Below are 19464 nucleotides of genomic sequence, written 5' to 3' on the forward strand. Positions count from 1 at the left end.
ATCCGGTTACGGGTTAGCGTTTGGCGACAAATTGGCACAGTGACTTTCAAAATGCAAGTCACTAAGTTCAGCGCTTGCAAAAGTGACCCGGTCGTAACGTCACGGATATATTCAGAAAGGCGTCGTTCTTAAACGAAAAGTGCGGATTTAAAATCTTTTTAGTGGACTTTTGTCGAAATTAAAATCTGATTTATTTTATGGGATGGCTTTTCCATAAATCCAGGTAATAAATAATATACCCGCCCAAGTCTCGCACAGGATTACCTATGCTTAAGAATGCCAGCGTTCGAAGCGTTATTGTCTATTTTTTGGCAATATCCTTTTTAGTTATAGATTTCTTAGCATTCGCTTTATCAGCCAGCGTGCTTGTTTTAGCCATGCTTAATATTGCCTGGGTTGTCTTAATATTCTCCCTGTGGACGTATATGACGATATATCTTGTACGGCCCATTAATAACGTTAAGCGAAGCATTGACGAAATTAACGCAGGAAATTTATCGGTCCATATTCCTGAGTTTGGTAATAATTGCGCCGGACGATTAATTCCGGGCATCAATACGCTTTCCGCTGAGATTACTACCCTGGTAATGGATATTCGCAGGTCGTCCCAGTCGGCCAAAGCGCTCTCGGAAAGCCTGGCGCACCAAAGCGCCACGCTGTCGGTGAAAACCGAACAGCAGTCGGCGATGCTGATTCAAACGGCATCCAGCATGGAACAGATTTCCGCCGGGACCAAAAACAATGCTGACAGTACCCGCGAGCTGAGTGACATCACCAGCGGCGCACACCGTTCGGCCAACCACGGCAGCGACCTGATGCAGAAGCTGACCAGCAACATGACCTCAATCACCGACTGCGCCAACAAAATGACGGAGATCATTACCATCATCGACAGCATTGCCTTCCAGACCAATATCCTGGCGCTGAACGCCGCGGTGGAAGCCGCTCGTGCCGGGGAACACGGCAAAGGCTTCGCGGTGGTGGCCGGTGAAGTCAGGAACCTGGCGCATAAAAGCTCGGAGTCGGCCAAGAACATTAAGTCGTTAATTGATATCACCAACCAAAATGTGCTGCAGGGCGCAAGCCTGGTCTCCGAAGCGGAAAAAAATATGAAGGATATTGTTTCCGGTTCAGAAAATATCGACACGCTGATGGGACATATTTTTATCTCCACCAACGAACAGGAAAAAGGTATTCAGCAAATTACCACGGCGCTCTCCGAGCTGGAAAAAGTCACCCAGGGGAACGTGGCGGTGGTGGAAGAGCTGGCCGGATCTTCAGAAGTGTTGAATAAACAAGTGTTCGAACTGGAAAAAAGGACCAGCAGCCTGCACCTGGGGGAAAACGATGAGGCAAGCGTAATATTATCGCCTCAGCGGGCACCGCGCAGGACGTTAAAAAAAGAAGAGGAACACTGGCAGGCGTTTTAATATTTAATTTCAGAACAAACAATAAAAGGCTCCTTCGCATGAATATGCCGGAGCTTTTTATTTTTCAATAACTTTTTATTGTGACTTGTATCACATTAAAGCATCGCTTTGGGTCAAAATGCTGCTTTATCGACCTTTCCCCCCTGGTTTTTGCCTGCAGAAATAACCGCTACCTCCGATATCGGTTAACAACGTGGTTACAAAACACGCCACTCCCTCGCGCCAGCCGCCGGGGATCTCTCTGGGATGTGGTTTTCTAAGGAACAAGAATGAAACTAACTAATATGCGCGTAGGCGTCAGGCTGAGCGGCGGTTTTTTCCTGCTGTTGTTTTTGATGATTCTGATGGGTATCGGCGCCAGCCTGTTCAGTCGGCACAATGTTCACGCCGTCGATGAGATGATTAACCAGCATTTGCTGAAGGAAAGGCTGGTCGAGGAATGGCTGGCGCAGGTCGACAAGAGCAGCGGGAACGCTATCGCGGCAATGGGGACTGAAAATGTGCTGTTGCGTAAAAAACTGCTCGCCAGTATTGCTCAGAATTCGGCGATAACAACCCGGGTTCAGGCGCAGCTCACGTCTCTGATCGCACTGGAAACCGGTAAGCATCTACTGGCGAATCTTGTGCCCGTGCGAGAAAAGTACCTGCAGGTTCGTTCCGAGGGGTTAGCCCGGACTGAGCGGAATGAACTTGAGGGCATGGATACCTATATCTCGGAACGTTTTATCCCGGTAAGCGAAGAATACCGGCAGGCGCTGCAGGCCCTGCTGGATTTCCAGAAGCAGCTTATCGACCACACGCATGCCAGTATTCAGAAAAACTCTCGTAATAATGAGCTGCTCATGTTGCTACTCGTGGCGCTGGGTGTGGCGCTGGGGGCGGCAACGGCCTGGTACATAACCCGCAGTATAACGCACCCGCTGCAGCAGGCGGTTAACGTTGCAGCCAGAGTGGCGCAGGGCGATCTCACCGCCAAAGTGCATGTGCATGCGAAGGATGAGCTGGGGCAACTCATGCATTCATTGAAGGAAATGATTACTTCGCTTGGGGGGACGGTGAGGAACGTCAGCGCCGGTGCGGAAAGTATCGCTCTGGCAGCGGATGAAATTGATGCCGGGAACCAGGATCTCGCCTCACGAACAGAGGAACAGGCGGCGAGCGTCGAACAAACTGCCGCGACCTTAGAGCAGCTAACGTCGACGATCAAGAGCACCGCCAGTCATGCCCATCGGGTGAATGCGTTGTTTAACGAGTCCGGAGAAATGGTCAAGGCTAACAGCGAACGTATGCATGTCGTCGCCGATGCAATGGGCGAAATCCATGCTGATGCAGGCCGGATGACCGATATCATCACGGCCATTGAAGGGATTGCTTTCCAGACGAATATCCTGGCATTAAATGCCGCCGTTGAGGCTGCCAGAGCCGGAGAGCAGGGACGCGGTTTTGCCGTGGTGGCCGGGGAAGTGAGAACGCTGGCCCAGAGAAGTTCGGCTTCCGCGAAAGAGATTCGTGACATCATTAGCGCGTCCGTGAACAAAATCACCGATGGCCGTAAGCTGGTCACAGAAGCGGATGAGGGGATGCAGGACATTGTTGAAAACGTTGCCCGCGTGCAGCAACTGGTGGATGAAATTGCCAGAGCGAGTCATGAGCAAAGCGACGGCATCGCGCAAATTAATGCTGCAATGGGGCAGATTGATACCACCACTCAGCAAAACGCTTCCCTGGTTGAGCAGTCCTCCGCGGCCAGCGGTTCTCTGAAGGAGCAGTCCGGCTTGTTGCTCAACAGTATTCGTGCCTTCACCCTACATCAGGCGTAGTTCATCAGAGGCAGCTATCCTGCCTCCTTTTTTCGCTATTTCAACTGCTCGTAAATCAGCAGCAGCGCAATGATTACCATGAGGACACCCGAAAGCATACTCACCCTGCGGGCGGCCTGTGGGCGGGTGCTTAACAGCGCTCTTGAACCGTAACCGATCAAGAGATAAATCAGGGTACAGGTCACCAGGTGCATCGCACCCAGAGCGGACATCTGCTGCGCCACTGACCACTTCCCCTGTGGATCGGTAAACTGCGGTAAAAGGGCCAGAAAAAGCAGAAACACTTTTGGATTCAGGCCGCTGATACACATCCCTTTGATGGCCCACTGTTGCCAGTTGCCGTTGTTCTGAGCGGCGGCGTTCAGCCCGGGAGGGCTGCGCAAAATCGTGAGGCCAAGCCAGAGCAAATAGAGCGCACCCAGCAGCGTGAGGACGGATAAAGCGAGCGGATGCCCGGCGAGCAGAACCCCCACGCCGGCAACAACAATGATTGTCGCGATAGCATGGCCCGACATCAGTCCGGCCACGGCGGGAATAATTCTGCGGCCATTGATTCCGGCGCTGATGGTGTAAGCCCAGTCAGCCCCAGGGGTGATGATGAGCAGGAACGAAACCAGCCAGAATCCTGCGGCAAGGCTCATCGCCATGATGGTATTTCTCTCTTGGATAACGGGAAAGAAAGAATACGGTTAATCCCCGGCAATGGGCTTTCAATGTTATGCTCAAAACTCTGGTTAAAAGAGAGAATATTCCAAATGGATAGCGTAGACAGAAAAATTCTTGCTGAACTCCAGGCCGATGGGCGTCTGTCCATTACCGAGCTGGCTGAGCGGGTTAACCTCAGCCTCTCGCCGTGCCATCGTCGGCTCAGAGCGCTGGAGCAAGAGGGGGTCATTACGGGCTATCGGGCTAACCTCGACCCGGGCAAGATGGGCTTTAATTTTGTGGCTCTGGTCTTTGCGACGCTCAAAGAAGGGGACAGAAAGGCCGTCAGCGCGTTTGAAGAAGCCGTGGAAGATATCCCGCAAATTGTGCTGGCGCAGAGACTGTTTGGCGACCCGGACTATCTGATGCAGGTCGTCACCCGGGATCTGCCTTCGTTCCAGGCGCTGTATGACAGAAAACTATCGGCCATGCCTGGCGTGCAGCATCTCCGCTCGACGTTGGTGATGAAGACCGTGGTACAGGACAGGCCCTTTCCGCTGGAGAAGTTAAAATAGGCCTGCATGTTACGATGTGATTTTTCCGCCATCGCTCTCTGGCTGCTTTATGGGCTTATCGGTTGTATTTCACTTTTGCCGCGGGTGCTGAATAACACCAGCGGCACGGCAATGGCGTATACCACAATCACCGACAGCCAGATAGCGCCGGGCCAGGAATCCTGCACCACAAAATAGAAACTTGAGAAGCCCAGTGGGGCAATGATAGAGGCGAGGCTGATCGCCGAGGCCAAAATACCCTGCAGCTGGCCCTGGCTCGCTTCATCTACCCTGCGGGTGGCCAGCGCCTGCAGGGCCGGGGTGCCCACGCCGCCCAGCCCGAACAGCGGCATAATCAGAAACACCTGCCAGCCTGCCTGCACAAAGGCCAGCATCGTCAGCGCAATACACGAACTAAAAATGCCAAACAGTACCGCGCCGCGTTCCCCCAGCCAGCGCGTTATTGGGCCGGGAAGCAGCGCCTGTGTGAGCGTCTGGCAGATACCGTAGGCCCCCAGAGAAAGCCCAATCCACAGCCCGTTCCAGCCGAAAGTATCGGTCCCCCAAAGCGCCCAGCAGGTGCCATACACTTCGCCGGTTGCGCTCAAAATGAAGAAAACCATCGCGATAGGAATAAGCCCTTTCAGGGTGAAAATGCGGCGCAGAGGCTGCAGGGGATTAAGCGTGGCAAAACTGAACCGCTGGCGGGCGGGGTTGCGTGATTCCGGCAGCATACACAGCGCCATCAGCAGGTTAACGGTGTTTAGCCCGGCAGCCGCAATAAACGGCAGCCGCACCCAGGCATCACCCAGCAGGCCGCCCAGCACCGGGCCGATGATAAATCCGGCGCCAAACATGGCGTTAAACAGTCCGAAGCGACGGGCGCGTTTATCCGCCGGGGTGACGTCGGTGATGTAAGCCATCGCCACCGAGACGTTTGCGCTGGTCAGCCCGGCAATGGCGCGGCCCAGCAGCAGCATCCACAGGTGCGGCGCGAAGGCCATGATCAAGTAATTCACGGCGGCTCCGACAAGGGAAACGAGCAGCACGGGGCGGCGGCCATAGTTGTCGCTCAGCGCCCCCAGCAGCGGGGCGAAAACAAACTGCATCAGGGCATACAGCGCGGTCATGATGCCGATCCAGTGGGCGATATCCGGCGTGTGCGTCACCTCTTCCAGCAGGCGTGGCAGAATCGGAAAGATAAGGCCGATGCCGACGGCATCCAGGCAAATGGTGGAGAAAATGACAACCAGCGCTTTGTTCATGTTTACCTGTATCAAGTACCAATATATACTCAGTACATAATTATCCATTCCGCAGGATCCTGTCAATGTCCGTCGATCGCCGAACGCTTAATCGTCTCGCCACCCGTCAGAAAATATCTAACGTCGCCACCCGTCTTTTTCTGGAGAAGGGCTTTGAGCAAGTGACAATTGATGAAATCGCCGCGGCGGCAGAGGTGGGGAGAATGACGGTGTTCAACCACTTTCCGCGCAAAGAGGAGATGTTCTTCGACCGCGAAGCAGAGGGGCTGGAGATGCTGCGCCGTGCGCTGAGTCAGCGGGATAAAAACACGGGGCCGCTGGAAGCGCTGCGTCGCTTTGCTCACCATCTGGTGGAGCAGAATAGCCCGGTGGTGGCTTTCTCCGTGGCGGGGCAGGGGTTTGTCTCGACGATTGAGCACAGCCCGGCACTGAAAGCGAGAGCCAGAGAGATACGGGATGAATTTGCCCAGGCGCTGGCGCATGAGCTGGCCGCCGGGGCCGGCCTTGAAAAAAGCGACCCACACACTCAACTGGCGGCGGGCCTGGTGCTGGCCACGTGGAGCGCGGCGCTGATTCAGGCTCATCGAACTTTTAGCCAGACGCTGAGCAATGCCGCCGCCGCCGCCGTGTTTCTTGACCTGATCGACAGGGGAACCGCGGGCGTTATCGCGGCAATGAACGGGACAGTTTACGGCGAAAAATAACGGCATCAGGGCATTGTCGGCTGAGCTGAATTTCAGTAGATTTATCGTTTTCGGAGTTAGAAAAATGTCCGTCACCGATGCGCTTCTTGCTTTCACGCTAGCTGCCACTCTGCTCACGCTTACCCCTGGTCTCGATACCGCGCTTATCCTGCGAACCGCCGCTGCTGAAGGGGGCAAAAAAGCCTTTCATGCCGCGCTGGGCATCGACGTAGGCTGTTTTGTCTGGGGGGCACTGGTTGCCTTCGGGCTCGGTGCTCTACTGGCTGTGTCTGAATTTGCCTACACTTTGCTGAAGTGGTGCGGCGCCGCGTATTTATGCTGGCTGGGTATTCAGCTGCTGTTGCGTCCTCGCCAGAGTTATAGCCTCGCTTCCGCGGAATCAACCCGGGCCAATAATTGGTTTTTACGCGGCATGTTAGGTAACGTGCTTAACCCGAAAATGGGCGTGTTCTACGTCTCTTTCCTGCCGCAGTTTATCCCCTCCGGCCACTCCCCGATCCTCTGGACTTTCCTGCTGGTTTCTATTCATGTGGTGCTCGGTACGCTTTGGTCCCTGACGCTGATTCTTGCCACGCGCTACGCTTCCGGCGTGCTCCGAAAGCCTGGGGTCGTAAAGTGGATGGATCGCCTTACCGGCTGCGTGTTCCTGCTTTTTGCCGCCAGGCTGGCCGTCAGCCGACGTTAAGCCTGTTTTGCCGTCAGCGCGCCCGGCGTGTGTCCGGTCATGCTGCGGTAAAAATAGATAAAGGCGCTGTCGCTTGAAAAACCGAGTTCACCGGCAATCACGGTGAGGCGTGCGTGGCTGGCCAGCATTTCAACCGCTTTCATCAGGCGCCACTGCTGCCGCCATTGCTGGTAGGAAAGACCCGTTTCCCGGCGGAAGATACGGCCAATGGTGCGCTCGCTTGCGCCGGCTACGGCGGCCAGTTCGTGAAGCAGCGGCGGCAGCGTGTCGCCGGTCAGGTGGCGTAATCGTTTATCCTGCGGGAAGCGAAGCGTCATCGGTTCTTCCCTTGCGGCCTGTAGCTCGGCGACGCACAGGCCGGCCATGTGCATCGCCGCACCCTGCTCCCAGCTTGTTTCCCAGGGGCTGGCCGAGATCCTTTCCAGCAGCTCGCGGAGCAACGGCGTGACGTTCAGCACCTGCGCGTCGGCGGGCAGCGTAGGGTAGCGTACCGGGTCGAACCAGATTGAACGGTAGGCCACGCTATTTTTCATTTCGGCCCGATGGCTTACGCCGCCGGGGAGCCAGGCGACTTTGCCCGGCGGCAGCAAAGACAGCATCCGGCCCTGATGCAGCGTCAACTTCACGCAGCCCTCCCGGGTAAACAGCAGTTGCCCCATTCGGTGCAGATGCAGCCCGGAGTCATGATCCCCCAGTTCGGCCTGCACGCCAATCACGCTGTTATTCAGCATATCGGGGTTAAATTCTGCGTCGGCACTTAGCCAGCCCATAATGTCTGATTTCCGATATTAAATGACCTGATGTTTATAATGATTCATCTGACGTTCTCCTACAATAGCGCCTCTTTTTGAGGAGGATGTATTGTGAAAACACATCGCGGTATGGCGCTCTTAACGGCGCTACTGATGTTTCCGCAGATTGTGGAAACCTTTTATAGCCCGGCACTGACCGATATTGCCGGGTATTTCGCGGTCAGCGCGCAGGATGCATCCTGGACGCTGTCCATTTATTTCCCGGGCTTTGCCCTCGGCGTTCTGGTCTGGGGGCGGGTATGCGATCTGGCCGGCCGTAAGCCAGCGCTGTTGCTGGGCCTGGCATGCTACGCAGTAGGGTCGGTCCTTGCGCTGCTGGCGCACGATTTCAGACTGCTGCTCGCGGCACGCGTTATCGCGGCCTTTGGTGCGGCGGCCGGATCGGTTGTTACCCAGACGATACTCCGGGACCGCTTTAGCGGGCAGACGCTGGCAAAGATCTTCGCTTTTATGGGCATTGCGCTGGCGGTAAGCCCGGCAATAGGCCTGTGGGCGGGCGGGATGCTTGTTTCCTGGGGCGGATTCCGGGGAGTGTTTGATGCTCTTGTGGCGCTTGCCCTGCTGCTCTTTATCTGGAGCGCCTGGCGGCTGGAAGAAACTCGCTCTGCGCAGCATCAGAGTCAGTCCATCGCCAGCGTCGCGGTGCGAATGCTGAAAGATATGCAGATCTGGCGTGCTACGGCGCTGGTCGCGCTGTTTAACGTGAGCCTGTTCAGCTATTACGGCCTGGCGCCGTTTATGTTTGAGCGGTTTGGCATGGAGCCCGGTACATTTGGATTGAGCGGTGTCCTGCTGGCGCTTGGCTCTTTGGCTGGCGCGCAGCTTAACCATCAACTCATCCAGCGCGGCACGAGTTCAGCCACGCTTTTACGCATCGCCTGTATCTGGGGCCTGATCGGGAGCCTGGGCGTTGGCCTGCTGTCGGCCAGCCCGTGGTTTCTGGCACCGATGTTTATGGTGATGCTGGCCTTTTCGATGGCAATTCCGGTGGTGCTTGGCACTGCGCTCAGCGCCTACACGGATTGCCGGGGCACGGCTGGCGCACTTTTCGGCCTGGTCTATTATGTGCTGATTGGCGCCGGGCTTTTCGTTGCCGGCTGGGGACAACGGCTGGATATGACGCTGATCGTATGCGCCGTGGGCATTACGCTTATCGGTTGGAAACATTTACGGAGATAATATGATGCGCCCTCTCCTCGTGGAGAGGGCGCATCGCTAAGGCAACAGTTACAGCAGTCCACCCAGATTCACATACTTGGTTTCCAGGTACTCTTCTAGTCCACAGTCGGCGCCTTCGCGGCCCAGGCCGGACTCCTTCACGCCGCCGAAAGGCGCGACTTCCGTGGAGATAATCCCTTCATTAACGCCGACCATGCCGCTTTCCAGCTGCTGTGTAACCCGGAAGGCGCGAGCCAGATCGCGGGTATAAAGATAGGCTGCAAGGCCAAACGGCGTGCCATTGGCGCGTGCAATCGCCTCCAGTTCATCGCTGAAGCGGAAGCAGGCCGCCAGCGGGCCGAAGGTTTCCTCGCGGGCCAGCAGCATGGCCTCGGTAGCATCGGCCAGCACGGTAGGCTGGTAGAACGATGCGCCGAGGGCGTGACGCTCGCCGCCGCACAGCAGGCGTGCGCCGTGCTCAAGAGCGTCTTTTACATGGGCTTCCACTTTCTCAACCGCTTTCTGGTGAATCAGCGGCCCCTGCTGAGCGCCTGGCGTCAGGCCAGGGGCAACTTTCAGCGCCCGTGCGGCGGCGGCAAGTTTCTCAACAAACTGCTCATACACGCCGGCCTGAACGTAGAAGCGGTTAACGCATACGCAAGTTTGCCCGCTGTTGCGGAACTTAGCGGCCATCGCCCCCTCGACGGCAGCGTCAATGTCCGCATCGTCAAAGACGATAAACGGCGCGTTACCGCCCAGCTCCAGCGACAGTTTTTTCACGGTATCCGCCGCCTGGCGCATTAGCAGCTTGCCGGTTGGCGTGGAGCCGGTGAAGGAGATTTTACGTACCGTTGGGCTTGCCATCAGCGCGCTGCCGATTGCCACAGTGTCACCGGTGACGGCGTTAATCACGCCCGCCGGGACGCCTGCCCGTTCGGCAAGCACGATAAGCGCGAAGGCCGAAAGCGGCGTTTCATTCGCCGGTTTAATCACGGCGGTGCAGCCCGCCGCCAGCGCAGGGCCAAGTTTGCGGGTCAGCATCGCCAGCGGGAAGTTCCACGGGGTAATAGCCGCGACCACGCCGACGGGCTCCTTGAAGGTGAGGATTTGGTTGCCGACTTTCGGGGAAGGAATCGTTTTGCCGTTGGCGCGTTTGGCTTCCTCGGCAAACCATTCGATAAAGCTGGCGGCGTAGGCCACTTCACCTTTGGCCTCAGCCAGCACTTTGCCCTGTTCGGTGACCATCAGTTCCGCCAGTTCGGCCTGATGCTCCATGATTAGCGCGAACCAGCGCTGGAGGATCTGCGAGCGGGCTTTGGCGGTTAATGCGCGCCAGGCGGGCAGGGCGGCGTGCGCTGCAGCGATGGCCGCCTCGGTTTCCTTTGTTCCGGCGTTGGCGACCAGAGCCACCACTTCATCTGTTGCCGGGTTTAATACGGCATAGCGCTCGGCTTCATCCCGCCATTCACCGTTGCAGTACCAGCCGGTACGAACCAGTGCGTCAAAGCTGCTCATGCGATATTCCTTGTGGTTACGTTGTCGATAAACAGGCCGCGAGCGGCACGGCTCTCACGCGCAATACGTTTGCCAGCGGTGTAGTCGTTGATGACGTCGCACGGCGTGTAGTTACGCTCCAGTTCGTAACGCTCATCTTCATCCAGCGTTGTACCGAGCGCAGCAACTGCGCTGTCAATTTGCTGTGCGGAATCGGCACCAACCAGCATGCAGTCCACGCCCGGATGGTTCAGGACCCACGCCTGAGCAATTTGCGCCGGAGGCAGGCCGCGCAGCTGGGCTACATGGCTGACGGATTGCGCGACGTTGCGGGAAGTGATGTCCGCATACATCTCCTGGGTGAAGAAGTCGGTCTGGTTGCGCACGGAGGTAAAGTCACAGCTCAGCAGGCCGCGAGCCAGCGGGCTAAAGACTGACACGCCAAGCCCCTGGTCGCGGCAGAAAGGGATCATTTCCCGCTCTTCTTCGCGGTAGGCGCAGTTCAGCTGCAGCTGCATGTTGATGGGCTTCGCATAGCCGTAGCGCTCGCAGCACCAAAGGATTTTCGCCAGTTGCCAGGTGTACATGGTGGAAACGCCGACGTAGCGTGCTTTGCCGCTGCGCACGATGTCGTTCATCGCCGCCCAGGTCTCTTCGACAGGCGTATTCACGTCGAAGTAGTGCAGCATGTAGATATCGACGTAGTCGGTGCCGAGGCGTTTCAGGCTACCGTCGATGCTTTCCATGATGTGCTTGCGGGAATGGCCCTGATTGTTAAAGCCGGTGCCGATCGGGTAACCGACTTTGGTGGTCAGCACCAGATCGTCGCGGCGGGCAATGCGTTTTAACACGTTGCCGACCACTTCTTCCCCCGCGCCGCTGGAGTAGAAGTCCGCGAGGTCGATAAAGTTAATGCCGGATTCCAGCGCGTGGCGGATCAGCGGCTCGCTTTGGGACTCGTCAAAAATCCACGGTTTCCACTGTTTGCTGCCCATGTTCATGGTGCCGAGGCACAGGCGAGAGACTTTCAGGCCGCTGTGGCCCAGATTGACGTATTCCATTTCGCCTCCTCAGGCTTTTGGGGTGTAGAAAGGGTTACCGAGCTGCGGCAGGGCGTCGGCAATCTGGCCGCGCTGCGGCAGTTTGCCCATCGCCGCGCGGATGGCCTGGCGGCAGGCGCGGTAATTGTTGTGGTACACCGCGTCGATATCGTTGCAGCCGGGATTGACCCAGTTGGCGGTGACGATGCACCAGTTGTCTTCCGCTTCCGGCGGCAGCGTGCCGTCCAGAAGCGCTTCGGTGACCGCTTTGGCGATGGCGGCCTGAGAGGCTCCCCAGGTGGCATTGCCGTGCAGTTCGCCGCTGATTTCCGCTTTGTTGACGTACAGCGTCATCGGTTTGGCCGGAACGTTAGGTTTGATCACCACCATAAACGGGCAATGACCCTGGCTTGGCGAAGCGAGGCTGCTGGAAAACGCCTGGCCAACCACGCCGCTGCGTGGGCCAATCATGATGTTGATGTGCGAGGCGTTAACGCCGTTACCTTCAAACCCTTCTCCGATATACATTTCCACGAGACTTCTCCTGTTAAGCATGAGCGTTATTTAGCCGGTTCAGCGGCGGCATTGCCGTGGCGCTGGGCCGGATCGTGAGCGGCATCGACCAGGGTTAACCCTTTGGTTTCAGGCGCCCAGGCGAGAGAGACAACGGCCCCGATGATGAGGATCAGCGCCAGCATGCCGGTGGTGGCCTGCATGCCGTAATTCAGAATGGCCAGCGGCAGTAAGCCGGTGCCAATGGCGGAGCCGAGGCGGCTCATGGAGGTGGCAAAGCCGACGCCCATCGAGCGCACTTCCGTCGGGAAGCTTTCTGCCGGGAAGACGCCCACCAGGTTGCTGACCGCCGACATCACCAGCGTGAAGGCGGCAAAGAACAGAATTAGCCAGCCGGACTGGCCGACCGGAATAATGCTGAGCATTACCAGGCAGACGGCGAGGAAGACAAATGAACCGATCAGGAAGCCGCGACGCGAGCAGACCACCGTCAACAGGATCCCGAGCAGCGCGCCGACGATCAGCAGGGCGTTCAGCAGCAGGTCGGTGGTGAAGTTATTGTTCAGCCCCATCACCTGCAGAATCGACGGCAGGAAGGTGTAGATGGCGAAATACGGGATCACCAGGCAGACAAAAAACAGACTGTTGAAGGCGGTGCGGCGGCGGTATTTCGGCCCGAACAGCGACATAAAGCGCTGTTTCGAGGCGACCGGTGCTTCATCTACCAGCAGCACGTTAGGGCCGAAGTGTTTATGGACAATCGCCATCGCCTGTTCTCGTCGCCCTTTGCCCATCAGCCAGCGCGGGGATTCCGGCGTGCCGATGCGCATCAGCAGAATAATCAGCGCGGGCAGGGCGGAAGAAGAGAGCAGCCAGCGCCAGGCGTCCGGCCCAAGCGCCGTCAGGAAATGCCCGGCAAAACCTGCGGCGACGTAGCCAAAGGTCCAGATCACGCTGAAGGAACCAAGCAGGACGCCGCGGTGTTTACGGGGGGAAAACTCTGCCAGCATAGTGTGGCCGACGGAGAAGTCGCCGCCGAGGCCGATGCCGACCATTACCCGCAAGAAGAACAACTGTTCTGGCGTTGTCGCGAAAAACTGCAGCGCCGAAGCGAGCGTAATCACCACAAAACTGAAACAGAAGATCTTCTGGCGGCCAACGTAATCGGAGATCCAGCCCAACACCAGGCTGCCGAGAAACAGGCCGATCAGCGCCGAGCTGCCGAGCATCCCTTCCCAGAAGGGCGTTAATCCCATTTGAGGTTTGATCTGGGCCAGGGCGAAGCCGATCACGCCGAGCACGTAGCCGTCGGTAAAGTGCGCGCCGAAGGTCAGGCCGGCGATTTTGATATGGAAACGGTTTAACGGCACGTCATCCATACGGGTGTACTGTTGTGTCAGGTGGGACATGATGCCTCCTCCTGTGAGGTGGTTTTGTAGGGTATTTGTATTTTTTATGCTTCATGTTCGTTAACAATGTGGCAGCAAAACGCATCAGCAGGCGAGTGCGTTTTAGTCATACCCCCAGGCGAAAAACGCATGTGATCCTCCTCCTGTTTTACAGAAATAGGTACGGCGGGGGATGGTGTTTCAGGGCAGGTTAGAAACATATTATTAACATGACTGGCGCTCGCCCGCGGATAATGACAACAATGAGAAAACTTCCGTCACTCAGTATGTTAAGAGTCTTTGAAGAGACCTGCCGGACGCTTAGCTTTAGCAAGGCGGCGCAGGCCTTGTGTATTACTCAGAGCGCGGCCAGCCGGCAGATCAAGCAGCTCGAAGCGTTTCTCGGCAAACTGTTGTTCGTGCGTACCCACAGCGGGCTGGAGCTGACCCAGGACGCGATACTGCTGCTGCCGGTAGTGCGCCAGTCGCTGGATATTCTTGAAGAGGGTTTGTGCCACGTTCAGCTTCGCAATCCCCTGCAGCACCTGCGCCTGCAGGTCGCGCCGACCTTCGCCACGCGCTGGCTGGCTCCGCGGCTGGTAGCGCTTCGCCAGCGCAACGGTCAGCTACAAATTGCCCTCATCAGTGAAACCCGGCAGAAATACAGCGATTTTGACTGTGCCATCCGTTTCGGTACCCGCCAGGAAAGTGAAGGGCGGGGGCAGTGGCTTTGCCATGAAAAACTGCTGCTGGTGGCCAGCCCGCTGCTGATGGTTGACGGTGTTTTTCCGCCGCTGGCTTCACAGCCGCAGCTGCATATCCTGAATGGCGAGATCCGGCTGGATAACTGGTCGCGCTGGCTTGCCGCGACGGGAGAAAAGGACAGCTTGCTTTCCGGCGGGCTTGAGTTCAGCACCGAGGATCAGGTGATCAACGCCTGCGTGACCGGGGCAGGCTATGCGGTGCTCGACAGGATGATGATCCGCAATGAGCTACGGGGCGGATTATTGGTGCCGCTGGCGGAGCTGGAGCTTGAAAGCGGAAATGGTTACTGGCTGGAGATCCCACAGGGCAAGCGGGAGTTACCGCGAGTCGGCTATTTTAGCGACTGGGTTCAGGCCGAGATCGCCCGTTTTTGGGGGGAGGAAGAGGGGGAATCTTCCCGGGCAAAGCTGATTTTTTCCCGTGAAGAACCGATAGCCCTTTCTCTCTAATGTGATCTCAACGAGAGTTAACATATATTTTTTATTCGATTAATTTCCTCAACATGCTGAGAGTATGCTGCGCCAAACTCAGCGCAGTTCTCTGACCCGACACGCCATGAAAAGTGAGTTGGATCGCATTTCTATTTCTGAAAAAAAAACAAACCTCAATATTTGGTGGTTGTTTTTAGGATTATTCTTGGGAATAATGGCGCAACGCTTTGCTTCTCTTCAACCATGCTCGGTTCTATGAATGCGTGGTGTTAAATATCATTGATTATTTTGTTGTTATTTAGCTCTGTGCTCAATCCATTGGTTTCCTGTCGGTATAGTTTCGTCTGGCATCTATTATGAGTTGGTTAACATGTCCGCAATTGAATTAAAAAATGCTCCTGTGGAAGATATCCGTGCGTTTTCGGTGATAACTGAATCGAATCAGGAAATTGATTTGATTCACCTGTTAAGTACCCTTTTCGCGGCAAAAAAAACGATAATTGCCATCACATTTGCTGCTGCATTAGCCGGGTTGGGCGTTAGCTTTTTGATGCCGCAGAAATGGTCAAGCAAGGCCGTTATTACGCCGCCAGAATCCTCTCAGCTCATCGAGTTGCACCGCGCGATGGTTGAGCTGACGGTTCTGGATGCAGCGCCTAATGTCGACGCCGGGCATGTTTATCAAACCTTCCTGAAAGACTTTGACTCGCAGGCGCTGCGTGAAGAGTATTTGGCCAATTCTGAGTATGTTAAAAAGCTTGTTAATGCTGTTAACTCGGACGATAGCGTAAAACTACACCAGGCTATTCAGGAAACGGCTGCAAAATTCAAATCGGTAAATACCGCAGATTCTAAACTGCCGGATGCCACCCCCTATACCTCATGGTCTTTAAGCTTCACTGGACCGAATCCAGAAGAGGCCAGGGACGTGCTGAGCGGTTATATTCACTTTATTGCGCAGCGAGTTAATCAGGATATTGTGCAAAATTTACGCTATAACGTTGAATTAAAAAGCGCAGTAGAGAAAGATAAACTCGAGCTGGATAAGAGAAACCTCGAAAACCAGCATAAAGTGAATATTCAGCGTCTGGGCTACTCGCTTGAAGTTGCTAACGCGGCAGGAATTAAAAAGCCGGTATACAGCAATGGGCAAGCGGTAAAAGACGACCCTGATTACTCGGTTGCGCTGGGGGCTGATGGGCTGGCCGAAAAACTGAAGATTGAATCCGCGCTTAAAGATGTGGCGCAATTAAACGCCAGCGTTCAAAACCGGGAGTACTATCTAACTAAACTGGCGCAGGTCAAGGTTAACGACGTTGACTTCCAGCCCTTCCGCTATCAAATGAATCCTTCTTTGCCGTTGAAAAAAGAAGGTCCGGGGAAATCCCTCATCGTCGTGCTGGCCGCTTTGCTTGGCCTGATTGGCGCCTGTGGCTACGTGTTATTGCGCAATGTCATGGCCGATAGACAGAAAAAGCTGGAAATTGTTTAGCGCGCTGCATTCCTTTTAAAGCCTCCTTTCGGAGGCTTTTTTCTTGTGGGAATAAGGGTTATAACCGAAGGGAAATGGCAAAAGGGGATGACAATGAAAACGATTGGGCTGCTGGGCGGCATGAGCTGGGAATCCACTATTCCCTACTACCGGTTAATTAACGAAGGGATTAAACAGCGCCTGGGCGGGCTGCATTCGGCCAAAATTGTGCTGCACAGCGTCGATTTTCACGAGATTGAGGCCTGCCAGTCTGCCGGCGAGTGGGACAAAGCCGGTGAGATACTGGCCGACGCGGCGCTGGGGCTGCAAAAGGCCGGAGCCGAGGGCATTGTGCTGTGTACGAACACCATGCATAAAGTCGCGGAGCATATTGAATCCCGCTGCTCGCTGCCGTTTCTGCACATTGCCGACGCCACCGGGCGGGTAATTGCCGCTCAGGGGGTAAGCCAGGTCGCGCTGCTCGGCACGCGTTACACCATGGAGCAAGACTTCTATCGTGGCCGCCTGCAGGCGCAGTTTGGTATCCGTTCGATTATTCCGGACGCATCCCAGCGCCAGCGTATCAACCAGATAATCTTCGATGAACTGTGCCTCGGGGTGATTAACCCTGAGTCGAAGCGCTACTACCAGCAGGTGATTCAGGCGCTGCAGGCACAGGGGGCTGAAGGGGTTATTTTCGGCTGTACCGAAATTGGCCTGCTGCTCAGCCAGCAGGACTGCCCGCTGCCGGTGTTTGACACTGCCGCGATCCACGCCGCCGATGCAGTTCGCTTTATGTGCGGTGAGGCGTAAGGTTTTATCTTTTTATATCAATGAAATAAGCGAATTCTCCACTTTACCCCTACGATGCGCCGGGTCATGCCCGGCCGCTCATGTGTTATAAATTTGTTATGTAGCGCACATTATTCCAAAAAGCTGCTCCTCTGAAATCCTCACCTTGCAGGCCGGTGCGTAGCGCACTGGCCTTTCATCATGTTCGTAACCGGGAGTTATACAATGCCTGTTTCCTTACTGGCGCTGGCGATGAGTGCGTTCGCCATCGGCACGACGGAGTTCGTGATTATGGGGCTGCTGCCCGAAGTGGCAGGGGATCTCCACGTCTCCATTCCCGTCGCCGGGTGGCTAATCAGCGGCTATGCGCTGGGGGTCGCCATCGGCGCGCCCATCATGGCGTTGTTGACCGCCCGACTGCCGCGCAAGCTGTCGTTAATTTTGCTGATGGTGATTTTCATCGTCGGTAACCTGCTGTGTGCCCTCGCGCTGAGCTACAACTTCCTGATGCTGGCGCGCGTTATTACGGCGCTGTGCCACGGTGCGTTCTTCGGGATTGGCGCAGTCGTCGCGGCAAGCCTCGTACCTGCCGGGCGCAAGGCTTCGGCGGTGGCGCTGATGTTTACCGGCTTGACGCTGGCTAATGTGCTGGGCGTGCCGATTGGCACCTGGTTCGGGCAACTTTACGGCTGGCGGGCTACTTTCTGGGGCGTGGCCGTTATTGGGGTGATTGCATTCCTGGCGCTGGTGGTCAGCCTGCCGTCGCAGAAAGATGAAGAGGCTACCGACTTAAAAAGCGAAATCAAAGCGCTGGCGCACGGCAAGCTTTGGCTATCGCTCAGTATGACGGTGTTCTTCTCTGCGGCGATGTTCGCGCTGTTCAGCTATGTGGCGCCGATGCTGCTGCAGGTGACGGGCATTACGCCAGAGGGCGTTAGCTGGACGCTTTTCCTGATGGGGGCGGGGTTGACGGTGGGGAACATTTTGGGCGGACGCCTGGCGGACTGGCGGGTGTCTTTCAGCCTGATCCTTAGTTTTAGTCTTATTGCCGTCTTCTCACTGCTATTCCGCTGGACCAGCCACGGCGCATGGCTGGCGGAAATTACGCTGTTCCTGTGGGCGATGGCGGCGTTTGCCACCGTACCGGCGCTGCAAATCAACGTGGTGCTGCACGGTAAAGATGCGCCGAATCTGGTGTCCACGCTGAATATTGCCGCTTTTAACGTGGGCAATGCGCTCGGTGCCTGGGTGGGCGGCACGGTCATTGACCGTGGCTTCGGCCTGACGGCGGTGCCGGTCGCCGCGGCTGCGCTGGCCATTGTGGGCCTGATACTTTGCCTGATTAACTTTAGCAACGGCACGGGGCACCAGCAGCCGGTGACCGGCCAATAAGCTAGCGGTTGAGCAGCGCGTTGAGCGGATCGCTATACAGGTGCATGTTGTGCTGTAAATGGTCGCTGAACGCGCTGACCAGCGCTGAAGCCGGGCGGTGCAGGGGCCGAATCAGGCTAACGGTAAAAGGCACCGTCACGCTGAACGGGCGTACCACCACGCCGCGTTGGTGGTAATCCAGCGCGGTTAGCGGGTTGACGATAGACACGCCGGCCCCCGCCTGAACCATCGCGCAGACGGACGCGGCGCTGTGTGTTTCCACCACCATTCTTCGCTTTACGTCATGTTCCTGAAACAGTGAATCCAGCAGTTGCCGGTAGCTGTCGGTCCGCGACAGGCTGATGTAATTCTCCCCGGCAAAATCCTGCGGCGTGAGTTCTGCTTTCACGGCAAGCTTGTGCCCGGCGGGCAGCACACAAACCTCATTCAGCGTTAGTAAAGTCTGGCGTTCCGTTCCGGCAGGCGTGGTGATGTTTTCCGTCAGTCCGAGATCGTGGCGCTGGGCAGAAAGCCACTCTTCCAGCAGCGGGGATTCCTGCGGCACGATGTTCAGGCTGAGATCGGGGTAGCGGGCCAGAAACGGTTGCATCAGGCGCGGTAAAAAAGATTGAGAAAAAACCGGCAGGCAGGCGATGGACAGCTCGCCCTGGCGGAACTCACGCAGGCTTTCGGCGGCATTAATAATGCGATCCAGCCCGTACCAGGAGCGCTGAACTTCTTCAAACAGCCGCAGCCCCTGAACTGTGGGATAAAGACGGCCGCGGCTGCGCTCGAACAGCTGCAGGCCGATAAGCTTTTCAAAGCGCGCCAGCTCCCGGCTGACCGTGGGCTGGGAGGTGTGCAGCAGGCCTGCGGCTTCGGTGAGGTTGCCGGCCGTCATCACGGCGTGGAAGATTTCGATGTGGCGCAGGTTGATGGCTGGCATGGCTTTGTTCCGCTGATGTTGTTTACCCTCACCCCGACCCTCTCCCTGGAAGGGCGAGGGGGAAAACTAGTTTGCCTGAAGCTGGGTGCGTTCATCCTCACTCTGGCCCTCTTCCTGGAAGGGGGAAACAGAAACTGCATCGGGGCAATTTACTGTCCCCTCTCCCCTCTGGGGAGAGGG

The 19464-nt window shown here is 56.5% G+C and carries 18 protein-coding genes; 10 read left to right on the plus strand and 8 right to left on the minus strand.

Annotated elements, in window-relative coordinates; translation table 11 throughout:
- Nucleotides 1–266: 266 nt before the first annotated feature.
- Complete coding sequence (locus F3J29_RS18050) at nt 267–1430, plus strand: methyl-accepting chemotaxis protein (protein ID WP_166868155.1); 1164 nt, start codon at nt 267–269, stop codon at nt 1428–1430.
- A gap of 269 nt (nt 1431–1699) precedes the next feature.
- Nucleotides 1700–3250: a methyl-accepting chemotaxis protein gene (locus F3J29_RS18055; protein WP_166868156.1), complete on the plus strand. Its 1551-nt coding sequence runs from the start codon at nt 1700–1702 to the stop codon at nt 3248–3250.
- Nucleotides 3251–3285: 35 nt separating this feature from the next.
- Here F3J29_RS18055 and F3J29_RS18060 read toward each other — a convergent pair whose 3' ends face one another.
- Nucleotides 3286–3897: a LysE family translocator gene (locus F3J29_RS18060; protein ID WP_008458507.1), complete on the minus strand. Its 612-nt coding sequence runs from the start codon at nt 3895–3897 to the stop codon at nt 3286–3288.
- Between the two features lie 108 nt (nt 3898–4005).
- Between F3J29_RS18060 and F3J29_RS18065 the strand changes: the two genes are divergently transcribed.
- A complete protein-coding gene (locus tag F3J29_RS18065; protein ID WP_166868158.1) occupies nt 4006–4470 on the plus strand; it encodes an Lrp/AsnC family transcriptional regulator in 465 nt (154 codons plus the stop codon).
- A 47-nt stretch (nt 4471–4517) separates the two neighbouring features.
- Here the strand turns inward: F3J29_RS18065 and F3J29_RS18070 are convergent, their stop codons facing one another.
- Nucleotides 4518–5714: a TCR/Tet family MFS transporter gene (locus F3J29_RS18070; RefSeq protein WP_166868161.1), complete on the minus strand. Its 1197-nt coding sequence runs from the start codon at nt 5712–5714 to the stop codon at nt 4518–4520.
- 65 nt (nt 5715–5779) lie between these two features.
- Here F3J29_RS18070 and F3J29_RS18075 point away from each other — a divergent pair, with 65 nt between their 5' ends.
- On the plus strand, nt 5780–6418 hold the full coding sequence (locus F3J29_RS18075; protein ID WP_166868163.1) for a TetR/AcrR family transcriptional regulator: 639 nt from the start codon (nt 5780–5782) through the stop codon (nt 6416–6418).
- 64 nt (nt 6419–6482) lie between these two features.
- Nucleotides 6483–7103, plus strand: coding sequence for a LysE family translocator (locus tag F3J29_RS18080; RefSeq protein WP_166868165.1), 621 nt, complete (start codon nt 6483–6485; stop codon nt 7101–7103).
- On the opposite strand, the gene F3J29_RS18085 is transcribed toward F3J29_RS18080, so the two are convergent.
- On the minus strand, nt 7100–7873 hold the full coding sequence (locus F3J29_RS18085; RefSeq protein WP_166868167.1) for an AraC family transcriptional regulator: 774 nt from the start codon (nt 7871–7873) through the stop codon (nt 7100–7102). The two genes, F3J29_RS18080 and F3J29_RS18085, sit on opposite strands and share 4 nt — an antisense overlap.
- 93 nt (nt 7874–7966) lie before the next feature.
- On the opposite strand from F3J29_RS18085, the gene F3J29_RS18090 reads away from it, so the two are divergent.
- On the plus strand, nt 7967–9094 hold the full coding sequence (locus tag F3J29_RS18090; protein ID WP_502706569.1) for a multidrug effflux MFS transporter: 1128 nt from the start codon (nt 7967–7969) through the stop codon (nt 9092–9094).
- Between the two features lie 48 nt (nt 9095–9142).
- Here F3J29_RS18090 and F3J29_RS18095 read toward each other — a convergent pair whose 3' ends face one another.
- From F3J29_RS18095 to F3J29_RS18110, 4 genes are read right to left on the minus strand one after another with little or no spacing between them, the layout of a single operon-like run.
- Nucleotides 9143–10588, minus strand: a complete 1446-nt coding sequence (locus F3J29_RS18095) for an NAD-dependent succinate-semialdehyde dehydrogenase (protein ID WP_166868169.1) — start codon at nt 10586–10588, stop codon at nt 9143–9145.
- Nucleotides 10585–11628: an aldo/keto reductase gene (locus tag F3J29_RS18100; RefSeq protein ID WP_166868171.1), complete on the minus strand. Its 1044-nt coding sequence runs from the start codon at nt 11626–11628 to the stop codon at nt 10585–10587. The genes F3J29_RS18095 and F3J29_RS18100 overlap by 4 nt, the downstream gene beginning before the upstream one ends.
- A 9-nt stretch (nt 11629–11637) precedes the next feature.
- On the minus strand, nt 11638–12141 hold the full coding sequence (gene fae / locus F3J29_RS18105) for a formaldehyde-activating enzyme (RefSeq protein ID WP_353620561.1): 504 nt from the start codon (nt 12139–12141) through the stop codon (nt 11638–11640).
- A 26-nt stretch (nt 12142–12167) separates the two neighbouring features.
- Nucleotides 12168–13529 (minus strand): MFS transporter, encoded by a 1362-nt coding sequence (locus F3J29_RS18110; protein WP_166868175.1) that lies wholly within the window; start codon nt 13527–13529, stop codon nt 12168–12170.
- Nucleotides 13530–13771: 242 nt separating this feature from the next.
- Between F3J29_RS18110 and F3J29_RS18115 the strand changes: the two genes are divergently transcribed.
- From F3J29_RS18115 to F3J29_RS18130, 4 genes are all read left to right on the plus strand, one after another.
- The gene (locus F3J29_RS18115) at nt 13772–14722 is read left to right on the plus strand and encodes a LysR substrate-binding domain-containing protein (RefSeq protein ID WP_286175436.1); all 951 of its coding nucleotides are present in this window, start codon (nt 13772–13774) and stop codon (nt 14720–14722) included.
- Nucleotides 14723–15074: 352 nt separating this feature from the next.
- A complete protein-coding gene (gene wzz(fepE) / locus F3J29_RS18120) occupies nt 15075–16196 on the plus strand; it encodes an LPS O-antigen length regulator Wzz(fepE) (protein ID WP_166868177.1) in 1122 nt (373 codons plus the stop codon).
- A gap of 93 nt (nt 16197–16289) precedes the next feature.
- Entirely contained in the window at nt 16290–16988 is a 699-nt protein-coding gene (locus F3J29_RS18125; protein WP_166868180.1) for an aspartate/glutamate racemase, read from the plus strand.
- Nucleotides 16989–17192: 204 nt separating this feature from the next.
- The gene (locus tag F3J29_RS18130; protein ID WP_166868182.1) at nt 17193–18359 is read left to right on the plus strand and encodes an MFS transporter; all 1167 of its coding nucleotides are present in this window, start codon (nt 17193–17195) and stop codon (nt 18357–18359) included.
- A gap of 1 nt (nt 18360) precedes the next feature.
- On the opposite strand, the gene F3J29_RS18135 is transcribed toward F3J29_RS18130, so the two are convergent.
- Nucleotides 18361–19284, minus strand: a complete 924-nt coding sequence (locus tag F3J29_RS18135; RefSeq protein ID WP_166868184.1) for a LysR family transcriptional regulator — start codon at nt 19282–19284, stop codon at nt 18361–18363.
- Nucleotides 19285–19464 lie beyond the last annotated feature (180 nt).

Origin of the sequence: Enterobacter sp. Cy-643, assembly GCF_011752815.1 — a bacterium.
GTDB lineage: Bacteria > Pseudomonadota > Gammaproteobacteria > Enterobacterales > Enterobacteriaceae > Cedecea.

What these genes read in the sequence shown, in the direction of transcription:
- F3J29_RS18050 (WP_166868155.1), top strand. Translation starts at nt 267, where the DNA reads ATGCTTAAGAATGCCAGCGTTCGAAGCGTTATTGTCTATTTTTTGGCA.
- F3J29_RS18055 (WP_166868156.1), top strand. Translation starts at nt 1,700, where the DNA reads ATGAAACTAACTAATATGCGCGTAGGCGTCAGGCTGAGCGGCGGTTTT.
- F3J29_RS18060 (WP_008458507.1), bottom strand. Translation starts at nt 3,897, where the DNA reads ATGGCGATGAGCCTTGCCGCAGGATTCTGGCTGGTTTCGTTCCTGCTC.
- F3J29_RS18065 (WP_166868158.1), top strand. Translation starts at nt 4,006, where the DNA reads ATGGATAGCGTAGACAGAAAAATTCTTGCTGAACTCCAGGCCGATGGG.
- F3J29_RS18070 (WP_166868161.1), bottom strand. Translation starts at nt 5,714, where the DNA reads ATGAACAAAGCGCTGGTTGTCATTTTCTCCACCATTTGCCTGGATGCC.
- F3J29_RS18075 (WP_166868163.1), top strand. Translation starts at nt 5,780, where the DNA reads ATGTCCGTCGATCGCCGAACGCTTAATCGTCTCGCCACCCGTCAGAAA.
- F3J29_RS18080 (WP_166868165.1), top strand. Translation starts at nt 6,483, where the DNA reads ATGTCCGTCACCGATGCGCTTCTTGCTTTCACGCTAGCTGCCACTCTG.
- F3J29_RS18085 (WP_166868167.1), bottom strand. Translation starts at nt 7,873, where the DNA reads ATGGGCTGGCTAAGTGCCGACGCAGAATTTAACCCCGATATGCTGAAT.
- F3J29_RS18095 (WP_166868169.1), bottom strand. Translation starts at nt 10,588, where the DNA reads ATGAGCAGCTTTGACGCACTGGTTCGTACCGGCTGGTACTGCAACGGT.
- F3J29_RS18100 (WP_166868171.1), bottom strand. Translation starts at nt 11,628, where the DNA reads ATGGAATACGTCAATCTGGGCCACAGCGGCCTGAAAGTCTCTCGCCTG.
- F3J29_RS18110 (WP_166868175.1), bottom strand. Translation starts at nt 13,529, where the DNA reads ATGTCCCACCTGACACAACAGTACACCCGTATGGATGACGTGCCGTTA.
- F3J29_RS18115 (WP_286175436.1), top strand. Translation starts at nt 13,772, where the DNA reads ATGAGAAAACTTCCGTCACTCAGTATGTTAAGAGTCTTTGAAGAGACC.
- F3J29_RS18125 (WP_166868180.1), top strand. Translation starts at nt 16,290, where the DNA reads ATGAAAACGATTGGGCTGCTGGGCGGCATGAGCTGGGAATCCACTATT.
- F3J29_RS18130 (WP_166868182.1), top strand. Translation starts at nt 17,193, where the DNA reads ATGCCTGTTTCCTTACTGGCGCTGGCGATGAGTGCGTTCGCCATCGGC.
- F3J29_RS18135 (WP_166868184.1), bottom strand. Translation starts at nt 19,284, where the DNA reads ATGCCAGCCATCAACCTGCGCCACATCGAAATCTTCCACGCCGTGATG.